We start from the raw sequence: 26,271 nt of genomic DNA on the forward strand, positions 1-26,271 counted from the left end.
GGTGTCCGGACTGCGACCTTCACTTCGCTGCGCTCGTTACGGGCGCCGCCACGTCCGGACACCCCCTACCCCCGCTCCGGCACCGGCCCCCTCCCCGCCGTCGTCGTCTCAACCGTGTGCGCCCTACCTCTGCCTCATGTGTCTTCGCGCAGGGCCGCCAGGCGTTCTCGGGCTTCTGTCAGGTCCTCGTCGGTGGGTGCGTCGTCCTGGGTGAGCTTGCGGCGCCAGTAGCCCGCGAAGTCGATGGCCCGGCGGTCGATGTCGCGTTCCTCTACGAGGTGGCGGCGCAGGGCGCGTACGGTTCCTGCCTCGCCGGCCAGCCAGGCGTACGGCCGTCCGGCGGGGAAGTCGGCCGCCCGTACCGCGTCCTCCGGGGAGGCGTCGCCGTGCAGCCAGTGCACCGTGAGCCGGCCCCGGGTGGGGAGCGGCTGCTCCTCGGCGGTGTCGGCGACCTGGATGTACGCGAGGGCGCGGTGGCCGGGTGGCAGGGCCGCGACGAGCGTGGCCAGGGCGGGGAGCGCGCAGGCGTCGGCCACGAGGAGGGTCCAGTCGCGCCGGGCGGGGTCGACGGGCGGGGCGAAGTGGTCCGACGGGCCGAACATGCCGAGGACGTCCCCCACGCGGGCGTCCCGAGCCCAGCGGGTGGCGGGGCCGTCGCCGCCGTCGCCGTGGAGGAGGAAGTCGATGTCGACCGTGGCGGCCGACGGGTCGTGGGCGCGCAGGGTGTAGCTGCGCATCCAGGGGCGCCGGTCCTCCGGGATCGCGGCGTACGCGGCGTACCAGCGCATGACGTCGCCGTCCGGGTCCGGGGCGGGAAGTACGGGCTCGGACCCGGACGGGCGCGGGAAGTACAGCTTGACCTGCCGGTCGGGGCCCGCGAGCGGTGCGCCGGCCAGGGAGGGGTCGCCGAGGGTGACGCGGGCCATCCTCGGGGTGATGCGGCGGACGGCGGTGACCGTCACGCGGCGCAGGGGCAGGGGCGGGGCGGTGGGGTGTGCGGGGGGTGGTGTCGCCATGAGGGCTCCTGGGGTGATGTGGGTGTGGCCTCACCCTCCTGGTCTGCGTCGACACGGCACCGACATGCCGTCGACACGGGGGTGCGCCCGGATGCGGGAGCGGGGGGCGGACACGAGAATGGCGAGTGCCTGCAGAACATGAGGAGGCGGCATGAACGGTGAGACCGACAAGACGTCCCGGGGGGACATCCCGACGCCCGACAGGCTGCTGCACGCCGGGTCGGAGGGCGAGTTCTCGGCCGAGGACGTGTGCCTCGCGTCCGGCCGGGACGTGAATCCGAAGAACCTCGCCTGGGCCGAGCGGCGGATGGCCGAGAAGGGGCGCGCGTCGCTCGACGAACTGCTCCCCTGAGCGGCGTGCGGTAGCCGGGGCGCCGCGGTCGGCCGCCGCGAGGTGAGGTGGCCGGGCGGCGCCCGGTGCGCGTACCGGACAGGTGCAAGACCCTTCCCCATTTGTGGAACACGTTCTACCGTGGCGCCGCACCGCGCGGAGACCGATCCAGGGGAGACGACGCCATGCACCTCGAGTACACGCCCGCCCAGCACAGCCTGCGCGCCGAGCTGCGTGCGTACTTCGCCGAGCTCGTCCCCGAGGACGTCCACGCCCGTTACGCCGACCCCGCCGCGCAGAAGCGCTTCTACCGCGAGACGGTGCGACGCCTGGGCACGGACGGCTGGCTGGGCGTCGGCTGGCCCACCGAGTACGGCGGGCGCGGGCTGAGCCCCATGGAGCAGTTCATCTTCTTCGACGAGGCCGCGCAGGCGGGCGTGCCGCTGCCGTTGATGGCGCTGAACACGGTCGGGCCGACGATCATGCGGTTCGGCACGGAGGAGCAGAAGGCGTACTTCCTGCCCAGGATCCTCTCCGGGGAGATCGACTTCGCCATCGGCTACAGCGAGCCGGACGCGGGCACCGACCTCGCCGCGCTCAAGACGCGCGCGGTGCGCGAGGGCGACGAGACCGGCGGGCACTACACGGTCGACGGGCAGAAGATCTGGACCACCAACGGCGACACCGCCGACTGGGTCTGGCTCGCCGTCCGCACGGACCCGGCCGCGCCGCCGCACAAGGGCATCACCATGCTGCTGGTGCCCACGAGCGACCCCGGCTACTCCTGCACCCTGATCAACACCCTCGCCTCGCACGACACCACCGCGAGCTACTACGAGAACGTCCGCGTCCCCTGCTCCCACCGGGTCGGCGAGGAGAACAAGGGCTGGCGCCTGATCACCAACCAGCTCAACCACGAGCGGGTCACCCTCGCGGCCCACGGCACCATGGCGATCCGCGCCCTCCACGACGTCCAGCGCTGGGCCGCCGACACCAAGCTGGCCGACGGCCGCCGCGTCCTGGACCTCGGCTGGGTCCGCCGCACCCTGGCCCGCACCCACACCCGCCTCGACGCGATGAAGCTCCTCAACTGGCAGATGGTGAACGCCGTCCAGAACGGCACCCTCACCCCCCAGGACGCCTCCGCCGTCAAGGTCTACGGCTCCGAGGCCCGCCGCGACGCCTACGCCTGGCTCATGGAGGTCACCGGCGCCGCCGGCGCCCTCAAGGAGGGCTCCGCGGGCGCCGTCCTCCACGGCGAACTCGAACGCGGCTACCGCTCGGCCGTCATCTTCACCTTCGGCGGCGGCAACAACGAGATCCAGCGCGAGATCATCTCCTGGATCGGCCTGGGCATGCCCCGCGTCCGCCGCTGACCCTCTGTGACGAGGCTCTTTAGTTGGCATGAAGCGGGATAGTTGGCACTGGGCGGAGCGCGTGGCTTGTTGGCGTCCCGCGCCCGCTGACCTGCTCATTCCTCAGGGCCAGCGTAACTGGGCCGTACGGGGGCTGCGGCGGCGACCGATACTGAGGTCGCCGGCGTCCTGGATGTTGCACTGCGTCAGCCCGATCCCCCGGGCGCCCTCGCCGCCCATCTGTGTCAGGCGATGGTGGCCGACGTCGTGTACGTGGCCAACGCCGACGAGAACGCACGGACGACGGTTGTACTGCACCTGGACGGACTCGTCGCAGTCCTGTGGCTGGCCGAGCGGCACTCCGCCCTGGCTCAACCTCCAACTGTGCACTCCGTAGTGGAGTTGTGGCCCCTGCTGCTCGCCGGGCCGCAGGCACTGTTTGTCCCGGGCGAGATCGCGATCCTGCTGTCCTTCATTGCCGTACGGCACGGGAGGCTGCTGACCAGGTCGATGGGGATCTGGCGGGGTCCGGTAGGGGAGTGGGCGTCGGCCGGGCCGAACATGTTCATGCCGTATGGGGATCGATGTGGCGGTTTCCGGCAAGGAACTCCAGCTCTGGCTCGTGCAGCACCGGTGCTTTCAATGCGGCAGCTTCCGCAATCCCTCGACAAGCCCGTTCACGCTCGGTTCTGGCGATGGCTCTTGCGAAATCCAGCCGTTTTCGTCGATGGCGTGTTTCCAGTACGTGGGGAGGACCCTGTCGTTAGGCAGGTCGCTTCCTGCTGCAGCACCGGGGAGTCCTTTCTTGGCCAAACTGTCCCAAGTGAGGTTTTCGGGACACCTGCGCTGTCCATGCTTCTGCCCGGGCTGGCAGGTGGACGACCTGTCTGACACAAAGGGGGACGGCCGGTGGCGGTCGAGTCGACGGAGACTGCGTGGCGGATTCAGGCGGCTGTTGCGGATTTGACAGCCAAGGCTGATTCGAAGGCCTCGTTTGCACTGACCATGCAATCCGCGGCCTTGGCGGCCTTAGGACTGCTGGCGAGTTCCCAACGAGCGGCGGGTGACCTCGACTCGGGCGCATCACGGCTGCTGCTTTGGTGCGGCGTCTTACTCATGGTGGGCGGAGCCAGCTGCGCTGCCTGGGCTATCTCGCCGAACCTCCGAAAGGAGCGGCGGGGGCCGGAACGCGACGACGACTTCCTGTACTTCGGGCATGTTCGGCACCTGGATCCGGCGGAGCTCGAAGAAGTCCTCCGGAACAAAGATCCGCTGCCACCGCTGTCCCGGCAACTGGTGGTGATGAGCGAGATCGCCTGGACCAAGCACCGCCGCGTGCAGTGGTCGCTCGCGTTGGCAGTCGCGGGCTGCACCGCCTTCGCTCTCGCGACCGTGGTCGGATGACACACCAGGAAGGCAGGACGCTGATGAACTTCTGCTCCCTGGTATCCGCCGACGTATGGCGCGACCTTGTGGAACGAGGGCGTCGGCGAACGTTCCGGCGTGGATCCGTGCTGCTGCGAGAAGGGGAGTCGCCGGACTCCGTGATCGCACTGGTCGACGGCCTGGTGAAGGTGACGCAGATCAATGAGTGCGGGGACGAACTGACGCTGACGCTGCGAGGACCAGGCGAAGTGCTCGGGGAAATAGGTGCCTTACTCGGGCGACCACGCTCGGCCACCGTCACCGCAGTCCGTCCGTGTACAGGCTATGTTCTGCCGGCCCACGCCTTCCGCGGCTACATAGAGCGTCATCGCCTGGAGGCGGTGGTGTACCAGCTGACCGTAGAGCGGCTCAACAGCCACGAACGCCTGCGAGCGGACCTCGCGCACCTGCCACGCGTGGCGCGCATGGCTCGAATCGTCAGTCACCTCGCAGACGAAATCGGCCACCCGCACGGCGAGGACGGCCTGGTCGTCGAGTTGGGCATGGTCCGCACAGAGTTGGCCACCATGGCGGCCATGAGCCGCTCATCAGCACTTGACGCTCTCAGCCGACTGCAGGCGGCCGGTGTCCTCACACTCGGCCGCCGGAACCTGGTCATCAACGATGTCGCCCACCTCAGGGCAGCCGCCCGGGACGAGAAGCAGCTTCCGGGCGGCATCGGCTGCCAGGGCGACGCACCTGGCATGTGACTCAGCGCACGCTCGTACCGTCCAGTCCTGGACCATCTCGTCCCTGCTGCTCCACGAAGGTCGTGTCAGCCGCGATATCGCGGCTGACACCCGACGAGAGGAGCGGCACATGTTGCCGTCTTGGGAGCCGTTGTGGCCCTACCGGGCCGTACTGGCGGTGGACGCCCGCAATTTCAGTGCGCTGGACAGCAAGGGCATGCAGCAAGTGAACGCCGACATCGTGCCGTTGCTGTCCGAGGCGCTCAGCGCCAGCAACGTGAGCGCTCAGTGGCAGCTGCGGGTGTTCGGCCAGCATGCCGGAGACAGCTACGTCGCCGGCATGGACCCAGAGGTGTTGCCCGCGCTGGTGGGCTGCTTCCCCGGTGCCCTGAGGCAGGCTCTGGGGCGTCGACGCGCGGAAAGCCCCGCCAGTGCCCCCCTGCAGCTCAGGGTCAGCATCCACGTCGGCCCCCTGCCACACACTGGGCTGGGCGTACCGATGGTGCACACCCACCGGCTCCTGGACGACGACGCGCTGCGCACCCTGCTGAACCGAGCGAACCCGGAGATCACCAACACCGCGGTGATCATCTCGCAACGCGTCTACGAGGACGTTTTCGAAAGCGGCTGCGTCAACGGCGATATCCTGCCTGACCAGTTCATGCGGCACCTGGTGAAGGTGAAGAAGTTCCAGCAGCCGGCCTATGTCCATATTCCCGGCTTCGACTGGCGGCTCGCGGACCCGGACATCTTCGAACCCCTCGACACCACGGATGCGGCCACTGAGCAGCCGGCACCTGCGCCCGGAGCATCCCCTCAGCTGGCTTCCACGGCCCCGGGCACGGTCAGCTTCAGTCACACGGGTGAGCACGGCATCCAGGCCTACAACCACTTCGGCGCCGGGCGGGGGCAGTGATGATCGACGACGAGCAAGGCCAGCGAGAAGGCACGGAGACCACGTTGTCATCGGCGGAGCCACCGCCGGTGGAGCCCGTCGAGCCGAACGAGCCCGCAAGCTCCCCTCCATCGCCAGAGGGTGGCGAGCCGAACGGCCAGCCGCAGTCCAGCTCCGTGCGCTTCAGTCACTCCGGTGAGCACGGCATCCAGGCGTACAACCTGCACCTGAACGGTGATCAGGCGATCCCCGTCCCCATCACCGAGAGCGACGCCGACTACAAGGCGAGCCAGGACGGCCGGTTCGTCCCGCCGCGCAACACAGACCAGTGGGAGGCCGCTTCCAAACTGCTGGACGAATACGGAGTCATCGTGCTCTGCGCAGCCCAGGGCAATGGCCGGCGCACGGCTGCCATACGCCTGCTAAGTACCGTGACCAGCCCTCCGCCGGCCCTCTTCGACCTCGACCCGGAATGGTCCAAGCCCTCGGTCCGCCCGCTGCCGAAAGAGGCGGGGATGGGATGCATCCTCGATCTCTCCGACCTTGCGGAGCAACCTGGCGAGCGGCTGGGCACCGACCTGGTCAGCTACGGGGCGGAGCTGCGCAAGAACAACTCCTTCCTCGTCATCCTGGCCACGCCCGCCGACTGGTACGGCCACTGGGCCGAACCAACGCTGCCCTTCACCGCCCGGCTGGAGTCTCCCGACGCGCGCGCCCTCGTCACAGCGGAATTCCGGGCGAACTACCACGGCGATCGTGTGACGTGGTTGGACAGGACGGAGTTCGCCGGCATCTGGAAGGCCAACCCGTCCGCGCGCGCCGCGTGGCGCCTGGCCGACCGACTGCTCCGGGCGTCCGGCCCGGAGCAGATCCAGACGATCGTCGATGAGTTCGGCGACTGGCACAGGGAAGTCGAGAAACTCCTCAGCAGGAATCGGACAATGGGGGGCGACGCGCAGCTGCTGTCCACCCGGGTCACGGTCTGGGCCGGCGCCCTGCTGCACGGAGGACAGCGCAGGTCCGTCATCAAGGCAGCCGATGACCTTCTGACCCGGCTCGGGCTCGAACGCCACCCTGTCAACGTTCTGGCCGACGCCACCACATCGAGCCGCCTGGACGCCGCGGAGATTACTCGCGACGGAGACCGGGCCTTCCACGACACGCAGAAAGAAGGTCTGCCCGCCGCCATCCTGCGTCACCTTTGGGACGAGTTCCCCACCCAGCACGATCTCCTGCGCAGGTGGGCCATCGGCATCGCCGCAGACCGGACCGTCCCGGAAGAGGACGCCCGGTTGATCACCACCGCGCTGTGGAAACTGGCGGCGCACCGCCACGACCGGGCCATCCTCGACGGACTGGCGAGCGACCTCAAGGGCCCCCGGAGGGTCCTGGCCGTCGAAGCCCTTACCAAAGCAGCCGGGGACGCCGAGTTCGGTCGCTACGTCAGGGACCGTCTGCGCCAGTGGATGGACGCCAAGAACCCTTCGGACGACAAAGTGGACCTCGTCATCGAGATCTGCGCAGGCACCTGGGGAATCCAACAGCCGACCCTCGCCCTGACACGGCTGGGCAAAGCTGCAGGCCACAAGACGTTCGGCTCCGCAACCGTCGTCAATGCCTTCCAGCAACTCGCGCTGCAACGACCAGACGATGTGCGCAAGGCCGTCGACCAATGGCTCACCGACCTTGAAAGCCGGCCCGTCGACGAACCCCTGCGCCGCCAGACTCTCGGATCCTTCCTCGCCCTCGTCTCCAGCGACGGGGGAACAGACCTGATCCTGAACAACACACGCGACACCGAAGCTCGGCTGCGCATCATCCACGCATGGCAGAAACTGCTGTGTATCGACGACGCCGTGGACGCGGTCGTCAGGCAACTGTCGCGATGGCATGAGCGATTCCAAGAGAACCCTGACCGCCGGGAAGCCGTGATGGACGTCCTCGCCGACATCTTCGCCCCACCCAGTCTCCGCCCCGGTCTCGACCGGCTCATGGTGACGGAAGAAGCGGCCATCCTCCCCTTCTGGCGCGAGGTCCTGGTGTTGGCTGCCAACCGTTACCAGGCCTCCAAGGAGGCATCGACCCCTTGACGACCGACGGACCCCGCCCGTGGTGGAACCGCCGGCGCAGTCGGATCCGGGCCCAGTGGCCCACACGCCTGCCCGGCATCCGCTTCTGCGCCCGCGGCACCCTCACCTACCAGGCACACGCCAACATCAAGGCTGGCGGCACAGCCACCGCCCGAGCCGCCGCACGACTCGCCCTGGACGAACTCGGCCGCGGCATCACCCAGAACCACATGCCCGAACAGCTCACCACCGCACAAGAAAGCCTCACACTCGCCGCGGCGCACTGGCACACCCCCAAGGACGCACCAGGCCTCTGGCTGAAGGCACGCATCACCCTGCTGCTCACCGAGCAAGACCAGAACCGGGCCCAGAGATACCAAGACGCCATACGCGAGGTGACACTCCAGCTCGCGCAGGAACACGAACGCCGAGAACGGTTCAGGCAAGCGGTGTTCAACAGCCCGGACGCCACGCGCATCTGGTGGCTCGACCGTCACCTGGACGCTCTGGAATCCCTCGACTGGGACCTCTTCAAGGAGAAGATCCTCCCCCTCGTCGGCGCGGCCGACGACATCCAGTCCAATGCCGAACGCATCGCCCACACCCTCCTGTACGTCTGGGAGAAGCTGGGCAATGACCCAGGACAGCACGCCCGCTTCACCACCACCGTCCGCACCGTCCTGGACCAGATGGGATGGAACGACGCGCTTGCCTGGACGGCACTGGGCGAGCCGTCAGCGGCTGATTCGACCGAGAGCGTCCGCGATGATGGCGCAGAGCCGCACCCTGTCGCCGAGGCGGGCACGGCCCGATGAAGCTTTCCGTCCTGCGCTGGCTGTTCGACCCGGCAACCAGCCTTCTGGCCCTGCGGCTTCGTGCTCAAGAAAGCGGCCGTATGTCCTACGACACGTCCTGGCGGCTGGCCCGGGTGACCCGCCACCCCGACGAAATGGTGTACCGGCACCACGGCCATCTCGCCGAGGACTCCGGCGACGAAAGGTAGTGGTCGGGTCGCCCGAGGGAGTCTCACCCCGGGGCGACCCGACCACTGGCGCGAGCGCTGCGGCTTGCCGTCAGCACAACCTCTCGCCTTGTAGGCACACGGCGATGTGGCTGCCGCGTTCATATCAAGGCTGTCTCCGCCGAAGATTCCTGGCCCCGCTATGGCGACACACGCCTCATGACCTGCGCTGTACCAAAGTGCCAACTATTTCGCTGATTCTGCGGCTCCGACTACTCATGCTACTTGGCATCAGTGCAGGTCGTGAACGTGCCTGGCGTCAGCTAGCGAGCCCGGTCACACCCTCAGCGGAACGCGTGGACCACCTGGATCGTGCCCACGATGTGCGCGTTGAAAGTGTCCAACTCCTCCGCCGGAACCCACAGTTCGAGGATGGTCCGGCCGCCCGCCTGCTGTACGGGGTAGCGGCTGAGGAACTCCGACTCGACCTCGAAGCGGGTGACGTAGCCGGCTCCATCGTGGGGCACGTTCCAGTCCCGCGCGATCCTGATCGCGTAGTCCTCGTTGAGGACCGGGTAGAAGATCGGCTGCTCGGGGAGCCGGGGCGGCCAGGCGCGCCAGTCCAGGGTGCGGACCAGGTCCAGCTCCTTGGGGCCCGTGGGGCGCCACAGGGTCGTCGTCGGAGGCTGCCGGCCGGTCATCTCGCGTGTCCTTGTTCTCGCGGAAGGGGGCCCGGGAAGGGGCTCGGAGAACGGACGTTATCTCGGGGGTGGGGGCGGGGCCAGCGAGTTTATGGGGCGGGGCGGCGGCGTGAGTGTGTACGGCGCCGCCCCTCGGGTTCAGTCGAGGCAGAACTCGTTGCCCTCGATGTCCAGCATCACGATGCAGGACTCGTTCTCCTCGTCGGCGAGCAGGACGCGGTGCTGTTCCGCGCCCAGGGCCACCAGACGGGCGCTCTCGGCCTGGAGGGTGCTCAGTCGCTCGTCGCCCACCAGGCCGATGCCGGCGCGTACGCACAGGTGCACCCTGTTCTTCACGACCTTGCCCTCGGGGACGCGCTGGAACAGCAGGCGCGGGCCCACGCCGGACGGGTCGCTGCAGGAGAACCACTTCAGAGGCTCCTTGGGCTCAGGAGACGCGTGGTACGCCTCCCACGTGTCGAAGCCCTTCGGCGCGGGCTCGATGACGTACCCCATCACCTCGCACCAGAACCGGGCCAGGCGCTCGGGGTCAGCGCAGTCGAAGGTGACCTGGAACTTCTTGATCGTTGCCATCCCGCCACGGTAGCAAAAGGTGTTTTGCTCATGTCACCCTCAGCGGGGGAGGGTTGGCGGGCCGCAGGCCCGGACGCTTCGTCGTGGGGGACCACCGCCACCGGCGCCACGCTGTGGTGCGTCACCGCGTGGGCCACGCCGCCGAGCACCGACCGCCCGGTGCGCCGGCCGACCGCGACCCGCGCCGCTGGCCCCACCAACGCGCGCGGGACGCCCGGCGGTGTTCTCCTGAAGATGAGGAGGGGACCCACCCCAGAGGCGCGGGGAAGCGGTCTCGTGCCGCGCACCGCGCAATCAGGATCCGCGAGAAGCGGATGGGCCCCTCCTCCCGCCCGTGCCCGGCGCCCGTGCGCGACACGGCCGCCCCGCCACGTCACGGAAGGTGGGCACGATGGACGCACCCCTGGTCGTGGGAGTGGACGGCTCCGATGCGAGCCTCGCCGCCGTGGACTGGGCCGTCGACGAAGCCCTCCGGCACGCCCTCCCGCTGCGGATCGTGCACGCCTCGCTGTGGGAGCGGTACGAGGGGGGCGTCCCCGACGCGTACGCGGACCGGCCCTCGGGCCGCCTCCACACCGAGTACATCGTGGGCTCCGCCGCCGACCGGGCCCTGCTCCGCGCCCTCGGCCTCGCCCTCACCACCGACGTCCTCCCCGAGGACCCCGCCGGCGCGCTGCTCAGGGAAGGGCGCGACGCCGCCCTCCTCGTCGTCGCCTCCCGGGGGCGAGGGGAGTTCGCCGACCTGCTGCTCGGCTCCGTCAGCCTCGCCGTGGCCGCCCGCGCCTCCTGCCCGGTCGTCGTCGTCCGCGGCGACGGCCAGGCCCTGGCGGCACGCCACGGACGCGTCCTGCTCGGCGTCGGCGAGCACGACGCCGACTCGCCCGCCGTACGGTTCGCCCTCCGCGAGGCCGCGGCCCGCGACGCGGAACTCGACGCCGTACGCGCCTGGCGACGCCCGGCACACCTCCCGCTCCCGGACGGCGGGACGGACACGCACGAGGAAGCGCGGGCGTCCGACGGCCTCGACGAGGCGCTGGACGCCGGCGTCCACGAGCATCCCGGGGTACGGGTCCTCCGGAGCACCGTCGAGGGCCCCGCCCACCGGGCGCTCGTCGAACGCTCGGCCGCCGCCGACCTGCTCGTCGTCGGCGCCCGCCGCCGCGACGGCCTCCTCGGCCTCGAACTCGGCAGGGTCGCCCACCGCGCCCTCCACCACGCCTCCTGCCCGGTCGCCGTCGTACCCCAGCGCCCCGCCTGACCCGGCGCCGACGCCCGCCCCGTACCCCGTGGGAGGAACGATGAGCGGCGAGAACCCCGGCCGAGCCCGACTCGGCAACGTCGTCGTGGGCGTCGACGGCTCCCCCTCCGCGCGGACCGCCGTCCTGTGGGCCGCCGCCGAGGCGGACCGCCGGGGCAGCCGCCTGCACCTCGTGCACGCCGCCGACACCGACCGGCGCGCCCTCTTCGCCGCCGCCGAGACGATCCAGGAGGTACGGGAAGCCGGCCGCGACCTGCTGGCCCGCACCGCGCGCCTGGTCGGCGAGGACTTCCCGGACCTCGACGTCACCGCCGAGCTCGGCCGCCAGGAACCGCTCGCCGCCCTCCGGGCCGCCGCCGGCGCCCGCGGGACGATCGTGGTCGGCCACCGCGGCCTCGGCGGCTTCGCCACCCTCATGCTCGGATCCGTGGGACTGGGCGTCGCGGCCCGCGCCGACGTGCCCGTGATCGTCGTCCGAGGAGAACGAAACCGCCCCGGCACGGATGCGGTGACCGCCGCCGTACGCGGCGTCGCCGACCTGGACTGGCTGCCCCTCGCCGCCGCCGAGGCGCAGGCCCGCGGGGCGGCCCTGCTCGTCGTGAGCGTCTGGAACGTACTGACCCAGGTCGGCAGCGTCGCGACCATGCTCGACGACCTCGACGGGATCGCCCGCCGACGGGTCGGCGAGACGCGGTCGGTCGCCGAACGGATCCGGCGGCTCCACCCCGGCCTGGACGTCGTCCATCACGTGGAGACCGGCACCAGCTCCGCCGGGATCCTCGTCGAGGCCAGCGCCCGCACCGACCTGCTCGTGATGGGCCGCGGCCGCCGCCCGCTCGGCGTCGGCCCGTCCCTGGGACGGGTCGCGCACGCGATGATCCACCACGCGCACTGCCCGGTGGAGATCGTCCCGCGCGACTTCGTGACCCGGTCCTCGGAGGGTGGGGAGGTGGCGGAGGGCGGTGGGGACGCGGCGGAGGACCCCAGCGGGGAGGCGGCGAAGGGTGGTAGGGAGGCGGCGCAGGGTGGCGGCGAGGCGGCGTACGGCGACGGGCAGGCGGCGGAGCGTGGCGGCCCGTCGGCGGCACCGGGCCCTCCGGCCGCCGCGGGCCCACACTGAACGTATGGGCGAGACGTACGCCATCGAGCTCAGCCGGCTGTCCAAGCGCTACGGGCAGGTCGTCGGCGTGGACTCGCTGTCCCTGGCCGTCGAGGCGGGGGAGGTCTTCGGCTTCCTCGGACCCAACGGCGCCGGCAAGACCACGACGCTGCGGTGTCTCGTCGGCCTGCTCGGCCCCACCGCCGGCCACGCCCGGGTGCTCGGCCTCGACCCGATCGCCGACCACGCCCGGCTCGCCCCCCGACTCGGCTACCTGCCGGGCGAGTTGCGCCTCTACCCCGAACTCACCGGAGCGCAGACCCTCGACCTGCTCACCGCCCTCCAGCGCGCGCCCTCGCCCCGGCGCCGGGAACTCTGCGAGCGCCTCGACCTCTCCGACCGGGACCTGCGGCGCCCCGTCCTCGGCTACTCCCGGGGCATGAAACAGAAGCTGGGCCTCGTCCAGGCGCTCCAGCACGATCCCCGCCTCGTCGTCCTCGACGAACCCACGGAGGGCCTGGACCCGCTCGTCCAGGAGACCTTCTACGCGCTGATGGCCGAGGCCGCCGGGGCCGGGCGCACCGTGCTGCTCTCCAGCCACGTACTGCCCGAGGTCCAGCGCGCCTGCGGGCGGGTCGCCATCATCCGCGAGGGGCGGCTCGTCACCGTCGAGCGCGTCGCGAAGCTGCGCGAGGCCCGGGCCCGCCGGATCCGCGTCACCCTCACCGGCCCGCGCCCCGACCGGCCCCCGAGCCTCGGCGACGCCGACCGCTGGAACCCGCGCTGGCAGGGCGACCGCGCCGAACTGCTGGTCCCGCCGAGCGACATCACGACCACCCTGCGCGCCCTCCTCACCCTCCCCGTCGCCGACATCACCGTGGAGGAGGCCGGCCTCGACGAGGCGTTCCTGGACCTCTACCGCGACCACCGGCCGCCCGCACCCCCGCCGCCCCCGCCGACCCGGACCGCGCCGTGAACACCCGCGCGCCCCTCCTCTGGCTGGCCCTCCACCGCAGGCGGCGCATGCTCACCGCCGTACTGATCGGCATGGTGGCCTTCGAGGCGCTCATCGTCGTGGTGACGAACACCATCCCGCCGGAGCAGCTCTTCTCGGGCGGCCGGTCGCCGCCCTCCGCGTACCGGGCGTTCAGCGGCTCCAGCGGGGACGTCTCGATCGCCAGCTACCCGGGGTTGCTCGGCGCGGGTCTGACCCACCCGTTCTGGATCGCCCTCCAGCTGACCGTGATCGGCTCGCTCGCGGCCGGCGCCGTCGCCGCCGACGTGGAATCCGGCACGATCGAACTCGTCATGGTCCGGCCGGTCACCCGCACCCGGCTGCTCGCCGAGCGTGCCGCCGCCCTCCTCCTCGCCTCCGCCGCCGTGACCGCCGCGGCGACCCTCACCGTCGCGGCGGGCGTCGCACTCTCGCCGAAGATCCACGCCGAGGTCGGCCTCGGCGGTGTCTTCGCCGCCGGACTCATGGGATACGCCTTCACGCTCTGCGTCACAGGACCCGCGCTCGCCGTGTCCGCAGCGGTGGCGCGCCGGGCCCTGGTCCTCGGCGCGGTCGTCGCCATCGGCGCGGTGGGCTTCGCCGTCAACTTCGTCGCCCTCGCCTGGGAGCCCGCCGCACCCCTCCGCTACGTCAGCCCCTTCCACTACTACACGCCGGGCGACGCCCTCGCCCACGGCGCGGTCCTCTGGCCGCACGTCGCCGTCCTTGCGGGGGCGGGCGCCGTCGGCCTGCTCGCCGCCCGGACGCTGCTGCGCCGCCGGGACCTGACGCGGTGACGGCGATGGAGACGGCGATGGAGATGATGATCGTGGTGGTGGCAGCGAAGGTGACAGCCGTACCACCAGGAGGTGCGCCATGAGCCACCACGAGTCGTCCCCCGGCCGCCGTGCCGCCCTGGTCCTCGTCCTGCTGACGGCCCTGATCTGCGGCGCCGTCGCCACCGGGGTGCTGTGGACGTCCGGCTCCCGGGCCGACCGCGCCCTCGCGGCCCACCGCCACGAGGTGACGGCGACGACCACGGGTCCGGCCGAGGAGCTGCCCGTCGTCACCCGGTACGGAACGCGCCAGCAGGCCGTCGCACCGGCGGCCTGGCGCTACCCCGGCGACGTCCGCAGGACCGGCAGCGTCCCGGTGCCGTCCGGTTCGCCCCGCGGTCGCGCCGTCACCGTCTGGGTGGACGACGCCGGCGCCCCGGCCCGGCCCCCGGGCACCGCGACGAACCGCGCGCTGGTCTCCCTCTCCGGAGGGACGGCCACGGCGACGGCCGTAGCCGCTATGGGCATGGGCGTCCTGATCTTCGTACGCCGGACGGTCGAGGCCCACGGCCTCGCGGCCTGGGAACGCGAGTGGGAGCAGGTGGAGCCGGTGTGGTCGGGGCGGCTGAGGCGGGGCAGCGGACAGGGGACGGACGAGGACTGACGACTGACAACAACCGCTGACCTGCCCGTTTGCCTTCGCCCCCCGCTCTAGGTCGGAGGTGTCGGGAGGGCCTTGCGCAGCCGGTCGAGGAGGGCCCGGGCGGCGGGGCTGGTGGGGCCGGTGGTGCGCCAGGCGAGGGCGATGCGGGCGCGCATCTCGGGGGCGACGATCGGCAGGACGCGGAGTGGTCCTTCGGGGCTGGGCGCGTTCTCGCCCTCGGGGAGGACCGCGACGCCGAGGCCCCGGGCGGCGAGTTGCCTGAGCGTGTGCGGGGCCGCCGCCTCGAACGTGACGCGGGGGCGGAACCCCGCCTGCGCGCAGCCGCGTTCGAGTGCCGCGCGTACGCCGGTGCCGCGCGGCAGGCTGATCAGCGGCCGGTCGCGCAGCGCGGCGAGCGGGACGGCGCCCGTCGCGCCGGCTCTCGCGCCGGGGTGGGAGAGGAGCGGGTCGCCGGCGGCGACCGCGGCGACCAGCGGGACGTCGATCACGAGGTGGAAGGCGGCTCCCGGCGGCGGCACCTCGTCCGCCGTGCCGAGGAGGGCGAGGTCGAGCTCACCGGCGAGGAGCGCGGCCTGCATCCGTTCCGTGCTGTCCTCGGTGAGCGCCACCTCCACCGACGGGTACTCCGCGTGGAAGTCCGCGAGGAAGGCGGCGATGTCGAAGGCGTGCCCGGTGGCGCCGGAGACGAGCCCGAGCGTGACCCGGCCGCGCAGCAGCCCCGTATACGCGTCCACCGTCTCCCGCACCGCGTCCGCCGCCGCGAGCGCGGCGCGGGCGTAGGGCAGGACCGCCCGGCCCGCCTCCGTCGGCGTCACCGAACGGCCCGAGCGATCGAGCAGGGACTGCCCCAACTCCTTCTCCAGCTGCCGGATCTGGGCACTGATGCCGGGCTGGGCCAGATGCAGCCGGGCCGCGGCGCGGGTGAAGCCGCCCTCCTCGACGACCGACACGAAGTAGCGCAGCTGACGCAGTTCCATAACCAGCGATTCTAGATCGCAGCACAACTGTCTACTGGATCTATCGCCCGGCAGGCCGCAGGCTGGGGCGCATGGACACCGTGACCACCAGCAAGCGGAACCGAACCCAGGTCAAGGAGGCGATCGCGGCCGAACGCCGGGAACTGGCGGACCTGTTCGACAGCCTGTCGGCCGAGCAGTGGGACGCGCCGAGCCTGTGCGCGGGATGGCGGGTACGCGAGGTGGTGGCGCACATGTCGACAGGGTTCCGGCTCTCCTTGCCCCGGACCCTCCGCGAGCTGGTCGCGGCACGCGGGAAACTGCACCGCATGACCGACCGGGTCGCCCGCAGGGACGCCACCGCCCACTCCGCCGACATCCTCGCCGGCTTCCTGCGGGACAACGCCGACCACCCCTGGACGCCGCCGGTCGGCGGGCTCCCGGGGGCGCTCGGACACGACGTGGTGCACGGCCTGGACGTCACCGTCGCGCTCGGCCTCGACCGGCGCGTCCCCGAGGACCGGCTGCGCATCCTGCTGGACCGGACCCGGCCCAGCGGCCTGAGGTTCTTCGGCGTCGACCTGGACGGGGTACGGCTCCGAGCCGAGGACCTCGACTGGGAGTACGGCTCCGGAGCCTCCCTGTACGGCACCGCCCAGGACCTCCTGCTGCTGACCTTCGGCCGCCGGCTTCCGGCCGGTCGGCTGCGTGGTGAGCCTGCCGACCGCTTCGTCCACCACCCCGCCGAGGAGGCGTGAACCGCATGCGCGCCACCCGGCCGCTCCTGGGCGTGGCCCTGCTGTCGACCGGACTGCTCGCCGGGGCCTTCGGCTACGGCGTGGCCAACCTGGTCCCGGCCTTCGGCTCCGTGCCGATCGAGATGAGGCTCGACTTCCACGCCGAGCTGATGAGGACGAACGGCATCACCATGCAGACGGCGATGGCGGTCTCCGCTCTCTCCGCCTTCGCCCTGGCCGCCGTGACCCGCGCGCGGACCCGGGCCCTCGCGGCCACGGCAGGGCTCATGACCGTCGCGTCGTTCCTGATCACCCGCTTCGGGAACGTACCGATCAACGGGCGCATCAAGCAGTGGGCCGTCACGGCGCCGCCGGCCGACCACGCGGAGATCCTGCGCCGCTGGGAGCTGTTCAACGACGCGCGGACCGGCACCGCCGTGGTCGCCTTCGCCCTCCTCATCGGCATCGCCCTGCGGCGGGCGGGAGGGGCCGGTCGGCCGGGCGGCTCCGATCAGGAGGTGGGGGCGCCGGCGACGTGACGCTCGCCGCCGTTGCGCTCCTGCCAGAGCCGGTAGACGTCGACGGCGTCCTCGCTCGGCTCGTGCCGCATGGGGAGCCGGCGCTCCTGCCAGGGCTTGGCGAACTCCGCGTAGAAGGTGCTCAGTTCGAAGTACTTGCGGTCGTCGACGTAGTGCGGTTCGTACGCGTCCCGGGTGGTGAGGAAGACGACCTCGTCCGGGGAGCAGTAGTACAGCGAGCCCAGGCACATCGGGCACGGGTGGGCGAGTACGTAGATGGTGGCGCCGGTCAGGTGCTCGGTGCCCAGCTTCGTACAGGCCTCACGGATGGCGAGGATCTCCGCGTGGGCGGTGGGGTCGCCGGTCTGGGCGACCCGGTTGGGACTCTCGGCGAGGATCCGGCCGTCCTTGACGATGACGGTCGCGAACGGGCGGCCGCCCTCCACGACGTTCTGGCGGGCGATGTCCACAGTGCGCTGGACGAAGTCCATGAGGGGCCTCCGGGGGTACGTGGGTAGGGGCGTGGGGGTGGGCGGGGGTGTGGGCGGACGGAGTCGGCGGGGCGGGGCGGCCACGAGGTTTTCCCGGTCGTCCCGCCCCGCCCCGCCGCTCGGGATCAGAAGGGCTTGGTCGGCAGGTACTTGCCGTCCAGGGTGATGACGGCGCGCTCGCCGCCCTCGGGGTCGGCGACCTTCTTCACGTCCAGCTTGAAGTTGATCGCGGAGATGATGCCGTCCCCGAACTGCTCGTGGACCAGGGCCTTGAGGGTGGTGCCGTAGACCTGGAGCATCTCGTAGAAGCGGTAGATCGTCGGGTCGGTCGGGATGCCGCCGGGGATCGAGCCGCGCGTCGGGATGGTCTGCAGCAGCAGCGCCGCGTCCTCGTCCAGGCCCAGCAGCTCGGCGACCGCCTTCGCCGAGGTCTCCGGCAGTGCGTGCTGGCCGAGGACGGCGGCGGTCACGAACGCGACGGACAGGCCGGCCGCGTCGGCGATCTGCTGCCAGGACAGGTCCTTGCGGGTCTTGGCCTCGACGGCGGCGATGGCCAGGGACTGGCGGGCGGTCGGGTCGAACTGGGCGTGCACCATGGTGGTGTCTCCTTCTGTGTGTGTCGGGTGGGGTTGCGAAAAACGGGGGCGGGTACGGCGAGCAGCCCGCGAGGTCGGCCGCGAGGTCAGGCGGCGGCGGCCGGGACGGCGGGGGTTTCGGTTCCGGTGGTGGTGGTGGCGGTGGAGGTCAGGTCCTCCACGCTCCCGGTGCCGATGTCGTAGACCCAGCCGCGCAGGGTGATCCGCCGCTCGGCCAGCGCGCGGGCGACCGACGGGTGGGTGGCCAGGTTCGCCAGCTGGGCGAGCACGTTCTGGCGTACGAGGGCGGACACGTCACCGGCGGCGGTACGGGCCCGGGAGGCGTCGGCGTGGCGCAGCCAGGCGGCGACCGCGGGGGCGCCGCTGAGGTCGTGCCCCTGGGCCAGCGCCGTCATCGCCCCGCAGGCGGAGTGACCGCAGACGACGACGTCCCGCACGCCCAGCGCGGCCACGGCGTACTCGATGCTCGCCGCCACACCGTCCGCGCCGGGGGTGTGGGCGGGCACCAGGTTCCCGGCCGTGCGGATGACGAACAGGTCACCCGGCTCGGTGCCGGTGATCAGCTCGGGTACGACGCGGGCGTCGGAGCAGCTGATGAACAGCGTGTGCGGCGTGTGGTGCGTGGCCAGGCGGGCGAAGAGCTCCGCCTTGGCCGGGAAGACGTCCCGCTGGAAACGGGCGACGCCCTCGGCGAGGTCCTGCATGGGTCGCATGGGTCACTCCCTTCTGTGGCCGCCGGCCCCTCGGTGCCGGCGAGATCCACCATGCACGACCTGCGGCTATAGAGTCCAAGACCTGCTGGCGATAGGAGTCAGTGGTGTCATCTATAGCCGCGCCTATAGTGGTGCGCATGGCCCCTGTACTGGAACTGCGTCACCTGCGCTATCTGCTCGCCGTCGCCGAGCACGGCAACTTCACCCGGGCCGCCGAGGACCTGCACATCTCCCAGCCGACGCTGTCCCAGCAGGTCAGGCAGCTGGAACGGACCCTCGGCGTGCAGCTGCTCGACCGCACCGGGCGCACGGTGCGGCTCACCGACGCGGGTGCGGCCTACGCCGAGCACGCCCGGCGGGCGCTGCGCGACCTGGCCGCCGCCGAACGCGCCGTCCGCGATGTCCAGGACCTGTCCAGCGGGCACCTGCGCCTGGGCGTCACCCCGACGTTCACCGCCTACCTCGTCGGCCCGCTCGCCGTCGCACTGCACACCCGTCATCCCGGAATCGGCCTGACCCTGACCGAGGCGACCCAGGACCGTATCGAAGCCGCCCTGCTCGCCGACGAACTCGACCTGGGCATCGCCTTCGCCGGCCCCCACCCGCCCGGCATCGCCGCCGCGCCGCTCTTCACGGAGACCCTGGGCCTCGTCACCGCCGCAGGGGAGGCGCCCACTGCTCCAGGATCCGCCTCCTCCCCGCTGCCCGTCCGCGCCCTGGCCGACCGCGAACTCGCCCTCCTCAGCGGTGACTTCGCCACCCGGGCCCATATCGACGCCTACTTCGCCGCCCACCGCGTGGCCCCCCGCATCACCGTGGAGGCCAACTCCATCCAGGCCCTCACCGAGATCGTCCGGCGCGGCCCCCTCGCCACCGTGCTGCCCGACGCCATCACCGACGACCACCCCCACCTCACGCCCGTGCCCCTCGATCCGCCGCTGCCCACCCGCACGGTCACCCTCCTGCACCGGCAGGGCGCCTATCACAGCGCCGCGACCCGTGCCTTCGCCCGGCTCGCCCACGACCTCGTCCGCGCCCGCGGCTACACCGGCGCCGGGGCGGAGGCGGAGGCGCCGGCGCACGATCCGAAGCGCTCAGCGGACGAGCACCGACTCGCCTGAGCGGGGGACGACCGCCGTCCAGCCCAGCTCGCGGTCGAGGCGGTCGCGCAGCGCCTGCGAGGCTTCCGGTTCGCCGTGGACGAGGTACGTGGTGTGCGGGGGCGGGGCCCCGCGCAGCCAGTCGACGATCTGCTCCGCGTCGGCGTGGGCCGAGAAATGGGCGACGTCGGCGACCTCCGCGCGTACGGGCACGTAGGAGCCGAACATCTTCAGCGTCCGGGCCCCGTCGACCAGGTCCCGCGCCCGCGTGCCCGCCGCGGCGAAGCCGACCACGGCCACCGCGTTGCGCGGGTCGGGCAGCAGGCGCCGCAGATGGTGGAGGACCCGGCCGCCGGTGGCCATCCCGGCCGAGGAGACGATGACGGCGGGGCCGGGCGCGCTGTTGATCTCGATGGACTCCTGGACCGTACGGGCGGCCAGGAACGGCTCCGGGCTGAGCGCCGCCGCCCCCTGGGCCAGGACCTCGGGACGCAGCTCCGCCGACCCTTCGCGCACGGCGTCCCGGTACACGTCCAGGGCGGCCAGGGCCATCGGGCTGTCCACGTACACGGGGACGGACCGGGGCAGGACGCCCGACTCCCGCAGCCGGGCGAGCTCGTGCAGGACGACCTCGGTCCGGTCGATGGCGAAGGCCGGGACGACGACGGTGCCGCCACGGGCGAGCGTGCGCCCGACGACGTCGGCGAACGCGGACCGCGCGGAGTCGTGGTCGTGGCGCCGGTCGCCGTACGTCGACTCCATGAGGAGCACGTCCGCGCCGGAGAACGGTTCGGGCGGCAGCAGCAGCGGGTGTCCGGGCCGCCCGAGGTCCCCCGAGACCGCAAGGGTGTGCCCGTCCTCCAGCGTGAGGTGCGCCCACGCCGACCCGAGGATGTGCCCGCCGTGGTGGAGCGTCAGCCGGGTGCCGGCCATGATCTCCACCTCGGAGCCGACCGGGACCGGGTCGAAGAACGACAGGGTCTTCTCGACGTCCGCCTCGTCGTAGAGCGGCTTGGGCGGGCGGTGCTTGGACCAGCCGTGCTCGTCCGCGTGGCGGGCCGCCTCCATCTGGAGCCGGGCACTGTCCCGCAGCACGATCCCCGCGAGCCGGGCGGTGTGGGCGCTGGCGAGGATCGGGCCCCGGAAGCCCTGCCGCACCAGGCGCGGCAGATAGCCGCAGTGGTCCAGGTGGGCGTGGGTGACGACCACGGCGCGGATGTCGGCGGCGTCCCGCCCGAACCGTTCCCAGTTGCGGCGGCGCAGCCGGGCGAATCCCTGGAAGAGGCCGCAGTCCAGCAGGATCCGGGCCCGGTCGCTCTCGACGAGGAACTTGCTCCCGGTGACCGTCCCCACGCCGCCCAGGAAGCTGAGCAGGGCCGGGCGGGGCGGGGCGGGCGCGGGGGACGGGGAGGTGTGCGGGGCGGTGCTGGACATGGGCGTCGCCTTCCTCGTGCGGTGTGCCGGTCCCTCAGACGATGTCGAGCACCTCCGGGACGGGGCGGCGCGGCGTGGCCCTGCCGCGCGGGCCGTATCCCAGGCGGAGCACCATGTGGACGAAGCCCATGGCGGAGCCGGGATCCCTGGCGAGGGACCGCAGTTCGGGCCACTCCAGGGGCTGGGACATGAGCGACGCGGAGAGTCCGTCGAGGGTGGCCCGGAGCAGGACCCGCTGCATCGCCTGACCGGCCGCCAGCCATTCCCGAGGACTGTCCCCGACCGTGCCGAGGAGAGCGATCTGCGGCTTCTTCTCGAAGGTCGCCGAGGTGCGGGAGGCGACGCGCCGCGGGGCGTCGAAGTCCCGGACGGGGGCGGTCACGTCGTACTGGCGCGGTCCGAAGGCGTACGCCGGGATCCCCTCGCCCGCCGCTCCGTCGCCCGCCGCGCCCGTACGGGTCCAGGCGGAGATCTCCGCGCGGACCGACGTGCTCGCGGCCTCGAACAGCTCGGAGGCGTGGACCAGGCCGAGGACCGTGTCCGTGTGCCAGGCTCCGGGGACGACGAGCCGGCAGCCCTCCCGGACGGCCTCGGCGCACAGCGCGTCGAGGAGCTCGGCGGGGATCCGTTCCTCGGTGAACGGGAAACGGCTGGTGTGCCGCTCCCGCAGCGCGGGCCGGAAGACGGCCAGGTCCGCCGCCCCGTCCTCGTACGTCGGCTCCCGGAGCCGTACGTCCGCGAGGTGCCAGGGATCCCCGGCGTCGGGCAGCAGCCGGGCATCGGCGTGCAGCCCGTGGTGCGCGGCGGCGACGCGCAGGCCGAACAGGGCCGCGCCGCAGCCGAGATGGAGGGCGCGGTGGTCGGGGTCCTCGCGCGGCATGCCGCGTGCCGGGTCGCCGTACAGCTCGACGGCGTACGTCCCGGGCCGGTGGACGAACCGCCAGGGCTGCGCGTTGTGCATCGACGGCGCGGTGACGGCGTCCTCGACCAGGGCCGTCACGAGCTGCCGGGTCAGGGGAAGGGGGCTGGACATGGCTCGACCGTCCTGTCTGAACGGTGCCCGGTGGACGCCGGTCACCACGGGTCCCGCGCGGCGCGTGCAGCGGCGGTGGGGAGCGCGTCGTCGGGGCTGGACAGCCGGTCCACGACGGCGATGACGCCGTCCACCCGCTCGGCGCGTCGAACGAGGATCCGGGCGCGGCCCGGCCGCCGCGTCATGTGCTTCATCTCCGCGCCTCCCGTCACGTCGACCCCCGCTCCTCCACCATCGTCCACCCGGGTGTCGGCCCGGCGCGAGGGCCGAACGGTCCCGCACCCGGACCGACCGGACCCCTCCGCACCGGTCAGGGCCGGGCCGGCCCCGCAGGGACCTTCGGCCCCGGCCCCACGCCTGAGGGGCAGCGAGACCGCGCGGGGACCGGGCGGCCCGGCTACGGTGAAAGCGGGCCGGTCGCACGGCGTCGCACCATCGGTACGGCGGGTGCCGGAGCCCGGCGGCGGGAGGGCCGGAGGTGACGATGGGGCGTGACCATGGGGCCTGACCGCCCGGCGCGGGCCCACAGCGGGTTGCCGCGGCTGCGCCTCGACGAACTGCTCGACGAGCTCCAGGCGCGCATCGACGAGGTGCGGGGCACCCGGGACCGGCTCGACGGGCTGCTCGAAGCCGTCATGTCCGTCGGCCGGGAACTGGACCTGCCCCAGGTGCTGCGCGGCATCGTCGAGGCGGCCGTGACCCTCGTGGACGCCGAGTACGGGGCGCTGGGCGTCATCGGCGAGGACCGGCGGCTGTCGGCGTTCCTGCCCGTCGGCGTCGACGACGCCCTGCGCGAACGGATCGGCGCCCTCCCCTCCGGCCACGGCCTGCTCGGCGAGCTGATCCGCGACCCCCGGCCGCTGCGCCTCGCCGAGCTCTCCGACCACCCCGCCTCGTACGGCTTCCCCGCCCACCATCCGCCGATGCACTCGTTCCTCGGCGTCCCGATCCGCGTGCGCGACGAGGTGTTCGGCAACCTCTACCTCACCGAGAAGCGCGGCGGCGCCGACTTCGACGCGGAGGACGAGGCCGTCGTCACGACGCTGGCCGTCGCGGCCGGCATCGCCATCGAGAACGCCCGCCTGTACGAGGAGGGGCGGCTGCGACAGCGCTGGCTGGCCGCCGGCTCCGCGCTGACCAGCGCCCTGCTGTCCGGCACGGCCGAGATCGAGGTCCTGGAAGGCATGCTGGAGCGGGCCGTGGACATCGCCGGCGCCGACCTCGGGGTGTTCTGCCTCGTGGGCCCGGGCGGCGAGCTGCGCGGCTCGCTGGCGTGCGGCGCGGGCGCCGACGCGCACCGGGGCGTCGTGCTGCCGAGCGCCGAGGGCACCCTCGCCGCCGCGGCCCTCGCCCAGGACGGGGCGTTCAGGGTCGCCGACGTCGAGCGCGACGAGCGGGTCACGGTGCAACGGGAGCGGTGGCGGGGGTTCGGGCCCGCGGTGGCCGTCAGGGTCGGTACGGAGGAACGTCTGAGCGGCGTGCTGATCCTCGCGCGAAGCCGGGGCGGGCCGCCGTTCACCGGAGCGGGGACCGCCGCCCTGCCCGGCTTCGCCGACCAGGTGGCCCTCGCCCTCGAACTGGCCGACCGCCGCCGCGACTCCGAGCAGGTGAGCCTCCTGGAGGACCGCGACCGCATCGCCCGTGACCTGCACGACCTCGCGATCCAGCGCCTGTTCGCGACCGGGCTGACCCTGCAGAGCGCCCGCCGTCTCGTCGAGCACCCGGAGGCCCAGGACCGGCTGAACCGCGCGATCGACGACCTCGACGCCACCATCAAGATCATCCGGTCGACCGTCTTCGGCCTCCGCGAGCACCCGGCCCCCGGGACCGCGCCCCGGCTCAGGAGCCGCGTGGTCACGGCGGTCGACTCCGCCGCGTCCGTCCTCGGATTCGCCCCCGCCCTGCGCATGGAGGGCCTCCTCGACACCGACGTGCCTCCCGGCACCGCCGACGAGGTCGTCGCGGTCATCGGCGAGGCACTCAGCAATGTGGCCCGGCACTCCGGGGCCCGCCGCGCCGAGGTGGCCGTCGTCGCCGCGGACGGCGTCCTGGCCGTCTCCGTGAGCGACGACGGCGTGGGCATCACGTCCGGCGTCCCGCGCAGCGGGCTGCGCAACCTGGCCGAACGCGCCGAACGCCTCGGCGGCACGCTGTCGCTGCCCGCCCGCCCCGAGGGAGCGGGAGGCACCCTGCTGGAATGGCGGGTCCCGCTGCCGACGGAGCCGGGCGGGACCTAGGCCCGGGGGCCGCCCCGGTCAGGCCGTCTCCTCCTGGCCCGCGCCGGGGCGCCCCGTGAGGCGGGCCGCCGTGAGCCAGAGGCCGGGGGGCAGGGTCGGTCGGGCCCGGGTGTCCATCAACATGCGGCTGCAGAACTCGGGGCCGTTGCCCTCCTGCGGGAACTGCTCCAGGTAGCAGGCTCCCAGGAGCCGGTAGCGGGGGTTCCCCGCGTGCAGGTGCCGGTGCTGTTCCTTCTCCGTGTCCAGGGAGCCGCTGCCGGGGATGAAGTCCTCGGCCAGCAGGAAGTCCGCGAAGGGCTCCGCGTGCGCGGCCAGCTCGTGCACCAGGATCTCCACCAGGTAGCCGGGCCAGTTCATGTCCTCGCCCGCCGTGACCCGCACCGTCACGACGAACCGGGCGCCGGGGTTGGCGGCGCGCCAGGCGCGTATCTCGTCGGCCGTGCCGTGGGTCAGGTCCTCCTCGGCGCCGCCCCGGGCCACGCCCTTGAGGCCCGTGGCCCCGCCCGGCTTGCTCCCGAAGGTGCCGAGCACCACCACCTGGGTGTCGGGCACGTCCCCCAGCTTCGCCAACAGGGGCGTGGCCAGGAAGTCCTGGACGGACAGGAGGACGTCCTCGGCCGGCTCCTCCCACAGGCCCCACCGGGCGTCCGCCGGGTCGGCCGCCCGGTCCACCGCGGCGAGCTGCGCCTGCGCCAGCATCCAGATCGCGTCGGACGAGAAGGCTCCCCCGAAGGTGATGGTCATGCGGCTGCCCCCTGGGCGCTCGTGCGGATACGACCGCCGCAACGGTAGCGGCTCGGGGTCCCAACACCCTTCTGTTACACGCCAGTTGACCGCTGTGAATTGCGGCTACGGTGAGTGGCGGATCTGCCCGTGCCCACGGGGTGTCAGGAGCCGGAGCCGGATTCGTGGCTGTGGCTGTGGCCGTGGCCGTGGTCGTCACCGTGCTCAGGCTCGGTCCGGTGCTCGTGCTCGTGCCCGTGGGCCTGGCCGCGCGCCTCGGCGGCGATGACGGCCGCCTGGACCCGGCGTTCCACGCCCAGCTTGGTCAGGAGGCGGGAGATGTGGTTCTTGACCGTCTTCTCCGACAGATAGAGCCGCTTCGCGATCTGCCGGTTGGTGAGGCCCTCGCCGATGAGTCCCAGCACGGACCGCTCCCGTTCCGACAGCGCGGCCAGCCGCTCGTCCTCCGGGGGGACCACCGGCTCGGGACGCCGGAGCGAGCGCATCAGCCGGGCGGTGGTCGCCGGGTCGAGCATCGACTGGCCGGTGGCCACGGTCCGTACCGCGGCCACCAGGTCCGAGCCCTTGATCTGCTTGAGCACGTATCCGGCCGCGCCCGCCATGATCGCGTCGATGAGGGCGTCCTCGTCGTCGAACGAGGTCAGCATCAGGCAGGCCAGGCCGGGCGCCCGGGAACGGAGTTCCCGGCAGACGGTGATGCCGTCGCCGTCGGGCAGGCGCACGTCGAGCACGGCCACGTCCGGCCGCAGCGCGGGCCCTCTGGCGAGCGCCTGCTCCGCGGTCGACGCCTCGCCGACCACCTCCATGTCGGCCTCGTCGTCGATCAGGTCGCGCAGGCCCCGGCGGACCACCTCGTGGTCGTCCACGAGGAAGACCCGGGTCACTGCGGCGGATGCCTCGGTCATG

At 72.4% G+C, this 26,271-nt stretch carries 29 protein-coding genes; 17 read left to right on the plus strand and 12 right to left on the minus strand.

The genetic code is table 11. The annotated features are described in order from the left end of the window. Positions 1-134: 134 nt before the first annotated feature. On the minus strand, positions 135-1,016 hold the full coding sequence (locus tag AB0Q96_RS32185) for a siderophore-interacting protein (protein ID WP_365331686.1): 882 nt from the start codon (positions 1,014-1,016) through the stop codon (positions 135-137). A gap of 151 nt (positions 1,017-1,167) precedes the next feature. Here AB0Q96_RS32185 and AB0Q96_RS32190 point away from each other — a divergent pair, with 151 nt between their 5' ends. The 8 genes from AB0Q96_RS32190 to AB0Q96_RS32225 all read left to right on the plus strand — a co-directional run bounded on the left by AB0Q96_RS32190 (position 1,168) and on the right by AB0Q96_RS32225 (position 8,783). After that, positions 1,168-1,368 (plus strand): hypothetical protein, encoded by a 201-nt coding sequence (locus tag AB0Q96_RS32190; RefSeq protein WP_132918168.1) that lies wholly within the window; start codon positions 1,168-1,170, stop codon positions 1,366-1,368. A 164-nt stretch (positions 1,369-1,532) separates the two neighbouring features. Continuing rightward, positions 1,533-2,723 (plus strand): acyl-CoA dehydrogenase family protein, encoded by a 1,191-nt coding sequence (locus tag AB0Q96_RS32195; protein WP_365331688.1) that lies wholly within the window; start codon positions 1,533-1,535, stop codon positions 2,721-2,723. An 888-nt stretch (positions 2,724-3,611) separates the two neighbouring features. Then, the gene (locus AB0Q96_RS32200; RefSeq protein ID WP_365331690.1) at positions 3,612-4,106 is read left to right on the plus strand and encodes a Pycsar system effector family protein; all 495 of its coding nucleotides are present in this window, start codon (positions 3,612-3,614) and stop codon (positions 4,104-4,106) included. 23 nt (positions 4,107-4,129) lie between these two features. Then, complete coding sequence (locus tag AB0Q96_RS32205; protein WP_365331889.1) at positions 4,130-4,837, plus strand: Crp/Fnr family transcriptional regulator; 708 nt, start codon at positions 4,130-4,132, stop codon at positions 4,835-4,837. 109 nt (positions 4,838-4,946) lie between these two features. Then, positions 4,947-5,732 carry a hypothetical protein gene (locus tag AB0Q96_RS32210; protein WP_365331692.1) on the plus strand — a complete coding sequence of 262 codons (786 nt, stop codon included), beginning with the start codon at positions 4,947-4,949 and terminating at the stop codon, positions 5,730-5,732. Further along, positions 5,732-7,801 carry a hypothetical protein gene (locus AB0Q96_RS32215; RefSeq protein WP_365331694.1) on the plus strand — a complete coding sequence of 690 codons (2,070 nt, stop codon included), beginning with the start codon at positions 5,732-5,734 and terminating at the stop codon, positions 7,799-7,801. The genes AB0Q96_RS32210 and AB0Q96_RS32215 overlap by 1 nt, the downstream gene beginning before the upstream one ends. Then, positions 7,798-8,595 carry a hypothetical protein gene (locus tag AB0Q96_RS32220; protein WP_365331696.1) on the plus strand — a complete coding sequence of 266 codons (798 nt, stop codon included), beginning with the start codon at positions 7,798-7,800 and terminating at the stop codon, positions 8,593-8,595. Before AB0Q96_RS32215 ends, AB0Q96_RS32220 begins: the two co-directional genes overlap by 4 nt. Then, a complete protein-coding gene (locus AB0Q96_RS32225) occupies positions 8,592-8,783 on the plus strand; it encodes a hypothetical protein (protein ID WP_365331698.1) in 192 nt (63 codons plus the stop codon). The genes AB0Q96_RS32220 and AB0Q96_RS32225 overlap by 4 nt, the downstream gene beginning before the upstream one ends. Before the next feature lie 302 nt (positions 8,784-9,085). On the opposite strand, the gene AB0Q96_RS32230 is transcribed toward AB0Q96_RS32225, so the two are convergent. Then, positions 9,086-9,442, minus strand: a complete 357-nt coding sequence (locus AB0Q96_RS32230; RefSeq protein WP_365331700.1) for a hypothetical protein — start codon at positions 9,440-9,442, stop codon at positions 9,086-9,088. Positions 9,443-9,580: 138 nt separating this feature from the next. Continuing rightward, positions 9,581-10,015, minus strand: coding sequence for a VOC family protein (locus AB0Q96_RS32235; RefSeq protein WP_365331702.1), 435 nt, complete (start codon positions 10,013-10,015; stop codon positions 9,581-9,583). A 391-nt stretch (positions 10,016-10,406) separates the two neighbouring features. Between AB0Q96_RS32235 and AB0Q96_RS32240 the strand changes: the two genes are divergently transcribed. From AB0Q96_RS32240 to AB0Q96_RS32260, 5 genes are all read left to right on the plus strand, one after another. Next, positions 10,407-11,273, plus strand: coding sequence for a universal stress protein (locus AB0Q96_RS32240; RefSeq protein ID WP_365331704.1), 867 nt, complete (start codon positions 10,407-10,409; stop codon positions 11,271-11,273). 40 nt (positions 11,274-11,313) lie between these two features. Then, entirely contained in the window at positions 11,314-12,393 is a 1,080-nt protein-coding gene (locus AB0Q96_RS32245; RefSeq protein ID WP_365331706.1) for a universal stress protein, read from the plus strand. A 4-nt stretch (positions 12,394-12,397) separates the two neighbouring features. Further along, complete coding sequence (locus AB0Q96_RS32250; protein WP_365331708.1) at positions 12,398-13,348, plus strand: ABC transporter ATP-binding protein; 951 nt, start codon at positions 12,398-12,400, stop codon at positions 13,346-13,348. Beyond that, positions 13,345-14,163 (plus strand): ABC transporter permease subunit, encoded by an 819-nt coding sequence (locus tag AB0Q96_RS32255; protein ID WP_365331710.1) that lies wholly within the window; start codon positions 13,345-13,347, stop codon positions 14,161-14,163. The genes AB0Q96_RS32250 and AB0Q96_RS32255 overlap by 4 nt, the downstream gene beginning before the upstream one ends. A 79-nt stretch (positions 14,164-14,242) precedes the next feature. Then, on the plus strand, positions 14,243-14,806 hold the full coding sequence (locus AB0Q96_RS32260) for a hypothetical protein (protein WP_365331712.1): 564 nt from the start codon (positions 14,243-14,245) through the stop codon (positions 14,804-14,806). A 47-nt stretch (positions 14,807-14,853) separates the two neighbouring features. On the opposite strand, the gene AB0Q96_RS32265 is transcribed toward AB0Q96_RS32260, so the two are convergent. Next, on the minus strand, positions 14,854-15,783 hold the full coding sequence (locus tag AB0Q96_RS32265) for a LysR family transcriptional regulator (protein ID WP_365331714.1): 930 nt from the start codon (positions 15,781-15,783) through the stop codon (positions 14,854-14,856). A 71-nt stretch (positions 15,784-15,854) separates the two neighbouring features. Between AB0Q96_RS32265 and AB0Q96_RS32270 the strand changes: the two genes are divergently transcribed. After that, positions 15,855-16,520: a maleylpyruvate isomerase family mycothiol-dependent enzyme gene (locus tag AB0Q96_RS32270; protein WP_365331716.1), complete on the plus strand. Its 666-nt coding sequence runs from the start codon at positions 15,855-15,857 to the stop codon at positions 16,518-16,520. Positions 16,521-16,525: 5 nt separating this feature from the next. Then, on the plus strand, positions 16,526-17,038 hold the full coding sequence (locus AB0Q96_RS32275; RefSeq protein ID WP_365331891.1) for a DUF1772 domain-containing protein: 513 nt from the start codon (positions 16,526-16,528) through the stop codon (positions 17,036-17,038). Here the strand turns inward: AB0Q96_RS32275 and AB0Q96_RS32280 are convergent. The 3 genes from AB0Q96_RS32280 to AB0Q96_RS32290 all read right to left on the minus strand — a co-directional run bounded on the left by AB0Q96_RS32280 (position 17,011) and on the right by AB0Q96_RS32290 (position 18,808). Next, positions 17,011-17,508, minus strand: coding sequence for a nucleoside deaminase (locus tag AB0Q96_RS32280; protein ID WP_365331718.1), 498 nt, complete (start codon positions 17,506-17,508; stop codon positions 17,011-17,013). The two genes, AB0Q96_RS32275 and AB0Q96_RS32280, sit on opposite strands and share 28 nt — an antisense overlap. Before the next feature lie 125 nt (positions 17,509-17,633). After that, positions 17,634-18,104, minus strand: coding sequence for a cyanase (cynS, locus tag AB0Q96_RS32285; protein ID WP_365331720.1), 471 nt, complete (start codon positions 18,102-18,104; stop codon positions 17,634-17,636). Positions 18,105-18,190: 86 nt separating this feature from the next. Continuing rightward, positions 18,191-18,808 carry a carbonic anhydrase gene (locus AB0Q96_RS32290; RefSeq protein WP_365331893.1) on the minus strand — a complete coding sequence of 206 codons (618 nt, stop codon included), beginning with the start codon at positions 18,806-18,808 and terminating at the stop codon, positions 18,191-18,193. A 146-nt stretch (positions 18,809-18,954) separates the two neighbouring features. Here AB0Q96_RS32290 and cynR point away from each other — a divergent pair, with 146 nt between their 5' ends. Further along, a complete protein-coding gene (cynR, locus tag AB0Q96_RS32295; RefSeq protein ID WP_365331722.1) occupies positions 18,955-19,938 on the plus strand; it encodes a transcriptional regulator CynR in 984 nt (327 codons plus the stop codon). Here the strand turns inward: cynR and AB0Q96_RS32300 are convergent. The 3 genes from AB0Q96_RS32300 to AB0Q96_RS32310 are packed head-to-tail and all read right to left on the minus strand — an operon-like array spanning position 19,912 to position 22,578. Then, positions 19,912-21,351 (minus strand): MBL fold metallo-hydrolase, encoded by a 1,440-nt coding sequence (locus AB0Q96_RS32300; protein WP_365331724.1) that lies wholly within the window; start codon positions 21,349-21,351, stop codon positions 19,912-19,914. The two genes, cynR and AB0Q96_RS32300, sit on opposite strands and share 27 nt — an antisense overlap. Positions 21,352-21,385: 34 nt before the next feature. Continuing rightward, a complete protein-coding gene (locus AB0Q96_RS32305; protein ID WP_365331726.1) occupies positions 21,386-22,384 on the minus strand; it encodes a nitroreductase in 999 nt (332 codons plus the stop codon). A gap of 41 nt (positions 22,385-22,425) precedes the next feature. Beyond that, on the minus strand, positions 22,426-22,578 hold the full coding sequence (locus tag AB0Q96_RS32310; RefSeq protein ID WP_365331728.1) for a hypothetical protein: 153 nt from the start codon (positions 22,576-22,578) through the stop codon (positions 22,426-22,428). Between the two features lie 303 nt (positions 22,579-22,881). On the opposite strand from AB0Q96_RS32310, the gene AB0Q96_RS32315 reads away from it, so the two are divergent. Then, positions 22,882-24,621 carry a GAF domain-containing protein gene (locus AB0Q96_RS32315; protein ID WP_365331895.1) on the plus strand — a complete coding sequence of 580 codons (1,740 nt, stop codon included), beginning with the start codon at positions 22,882-22,884 and terminating at the stop codon, positions 24,619-24,621. A gap of 18 nt (positions 24,622-24,639) precedes the next feature. On the opposite strand, the gene AB0Q96_RS32320 is transcribed toward AB0Q96_RS32315, so the two are convergent. Both AB0Q96_RS32320 and AB0Q96_RS32325 read right to left on the minus strand, forming a co-directional pair. Then, positions 24,640-25,365 (minus strand): hypothetical protein, encoded by a 726-nt coding sequence (locus tag AB0Q96_RS32320; RefSeq protein WP_365331729.1) that lies wholly within the window; start codon positions 25,363-25,365, stop codon positions 24,640-24,642. Positions 25,366-25,508: 143 nt separating this feature from the next. Then, the gene (locus tag AB0Q96_RS32325; protein ID WP_365331731.1) at positions 25,509-26,270 is read right to left on the minus strand and encodes a response regulator transcription factor; all 762 of its coding nucleotides are present in this window, start codon (positions 26,268-26,270) and stop codon (positions 25,509-25,511) included. Between the last annotated feature and the right edge of the window lies 1 nt (position 26,271).

Origin of the sequence: Streptomyces sp. NPDC093111 (assembly GCF_040683955.1) — a bacterium.
GTDB lineage: Bacteria > Actinomycetota > Actinomycetes > Streptomycetales > Streptomycetaceae > Streptomyces.

Excerpts from the sequence above, each read along its gene's own strand:
- AB0Q96_RS32250 (WP_365331708.1), top strand. The coding sequence starts at position 12,398 with ATGGGCGAGACGTACGCCATCGAGCTCAGCCGGCTGTCCAAGCGCTAC.
- AB0Q96_RS32230 (WP_365331700.1), bottom strand. The coding sequence starts at position 9,442 with ATGACCGGCCGGCAGCCTCCGACGACGACCCTGTGGCGCCCCACGGGC.
- AB0Q96_RS32275 (WP_365331891.1), top strand. The coding sequence starts at position 16,526 with ATGCGCGCCACCCGGCCGCTCCTGGGCGTGGCCCTGCTGTCGACCGGA.
- AB0Q96_RS32310 (WP_365331728.1), bottom strand. The coding sequence starts at position 22,578 with ATGAAGCACATGACGCGGCGGCCGGGCCGCGCCCGGATCCTCGTTCGA.
- AB0Q96_RS32205 (WP_365331889.1), top strand. The coding sequence starts at position 4,130 with ATGAACTTCTGCTCCCTGGTATCCGCCGACGTATGGCGCGACCTTGTG.
- AB0Q96_RS32265 (WP_365331714.1), bottom strand. The coding sequence starts at position 15,783 with ATGGAACTGCGTCAGCTGCGCTACTTCGTGTCGGTCGTCGAGGAGGGC.
- AB0Q96_RS32290 (WP_365331893.1), bottom strand. The coding sequence starts at position 18,808 with ATGCAGGACCTCGCCGAGGGCGTCGCCCGTTTCCAGCGGGACGTCTTC.
- cynS (WP_365331720.1), bottom strand. The coding sequence starts at position 18,104 with ATGGTGCACGCCCAGTTCGACCCGACCGCCCGCCAGTCCCTGGCCATC.
- AB0Q96_RS32320 (WP_365331729.1), bottom strand. The coding sequence starts at position 25,365 with ATGACCATCACCTTCGGGGGAGCCTTCTCGTCCGACGCGATCTGGATG.
- AB0Q96_RS32270 (WP_365331716.1), top strand. The coding sequence starts at position 15,855 with ATGGACACCGTGACCACCAGCAAGCGGAACCGAACCCAGGTCAAGGAG.
- AB0Q96_RS32215 (WP_365331694.1), top strand. The coding sequence starts at position 5,732 with ATGATCGACGACGAGCAAGGCCAGCGAGAAGGCACGGAGACCACGTTG.
- AB0Q96_RS32190 (WP_132918168.1), top strand. The coding sequence starts at position 1,168 with ATGAACGGTGAGACCGACAAGACGTCCCGGGGGGACATCCCGACGCCC.
- AB0Q96_RS32280 (WP_365331718.1), bottom strand. The coding sequence starts at position 17,508 with ATGGACTTCGTCCAGCGCACTGTGGACATCGCCCGCCAGAACGTCGTG.
- AB0Q96_RS32195 (WP_365331688.1), top strand. The coding sequence starts at position 1,533 with ATGCACCTCGAGTACACGCCCGCCCAGCACAGCCTGCGCGCCGAGCTG.
- AB0Q96_RS32225 (WP_365331698.1), top strand. The coding sequence starts at position 8,592 with ATGAAGCTTTCCGTCCTGCGCTGGCTGTTCGACCCGGCAACCAGCCTT.
- AB0Q96_RS32315 (WP_365331895.1), top strand. The coding sequence starts at position 22,882 with ATGGGGCCTGACCGCCCGGCGCGGGCCCACAGCGGGTTGCCGCGGCTG.
- AB0Q96_RS32245 (WP_365331706.1), top strand. The coding sequence starts at position 11,314 with ATGAGCGGCGAGAACCCCGGCCGAGCCCGACTCGGCAACGTCGTCGTG.
- AB0Q96_RS32185 (WP_365331686.1), bottom strand. The coding sequence starts at position 1,016 with ATGGCGACACCACCCCCCGCACACCCCACCGCCCCGCCCCTGCCCCTG.
- AB0Q96_RS32260 (WP_365331712.1), top strand. The coding sequence starts at position 14,243 with ATGAGCCACCACGAGTCGTCCCCCGGCCGCCGTGCCGCCCTGGTCCTC.
- AB0Q96_RS32300 (WP_365331724.1), bottom strand. The coding sequence starts at position 21,351 with ATGTCCAGCACCGCCCCGCACACCTCCCCGTCCCCCGCGCCCGCCCCG.
- AB0Q96_RS32240 (WP_365331704.1), top strand. The coding sequence starts at position 10,407 with ATGGACGCACCCCTGGTCGTGGGAGTGGACGGCTCCGATGCGAGCCTC.
- AB0Q96_RS32210 (WP_365331692.1), top strand. The coding sequence starts at position 4,947 with ATGTTGCCGTCTTGGGAGCCGTTGTGGCCCTACCGGGCCGTACTGGCG.
- AB0Q96_RS32325 (WP_365331731.1), bottom strand. The coding sequence starts at position 26,270 with ATGACCGAGGCATCCGCCGCAGTGACCCGGGTCTTCCTCGTGGACGAC.
- cynR (WP_365331722.1), top strand. The coding sequence starts at position 18,955 with ATGGCCCCTGTACTGGAACTGCGTCACCTGCGCTATCTGCTCGCCGTC.
- AB0Q96_RS32305 (WP_365331726.1), bottom strand. The coding sequence starts at position 22,384 with ATGTCCAGCCCCCTTCCCCTGACCCGGCAGCTCGTGACGGCCCTGGTC.
- AB0Q96_RS32235 (WP_365331702.1), bottom strand. The coding sequence starts at position 10,015 with ATGGCAACGATCAAGAAGTTCCAGGTCACCTTCGACTGCGCTGACCCC.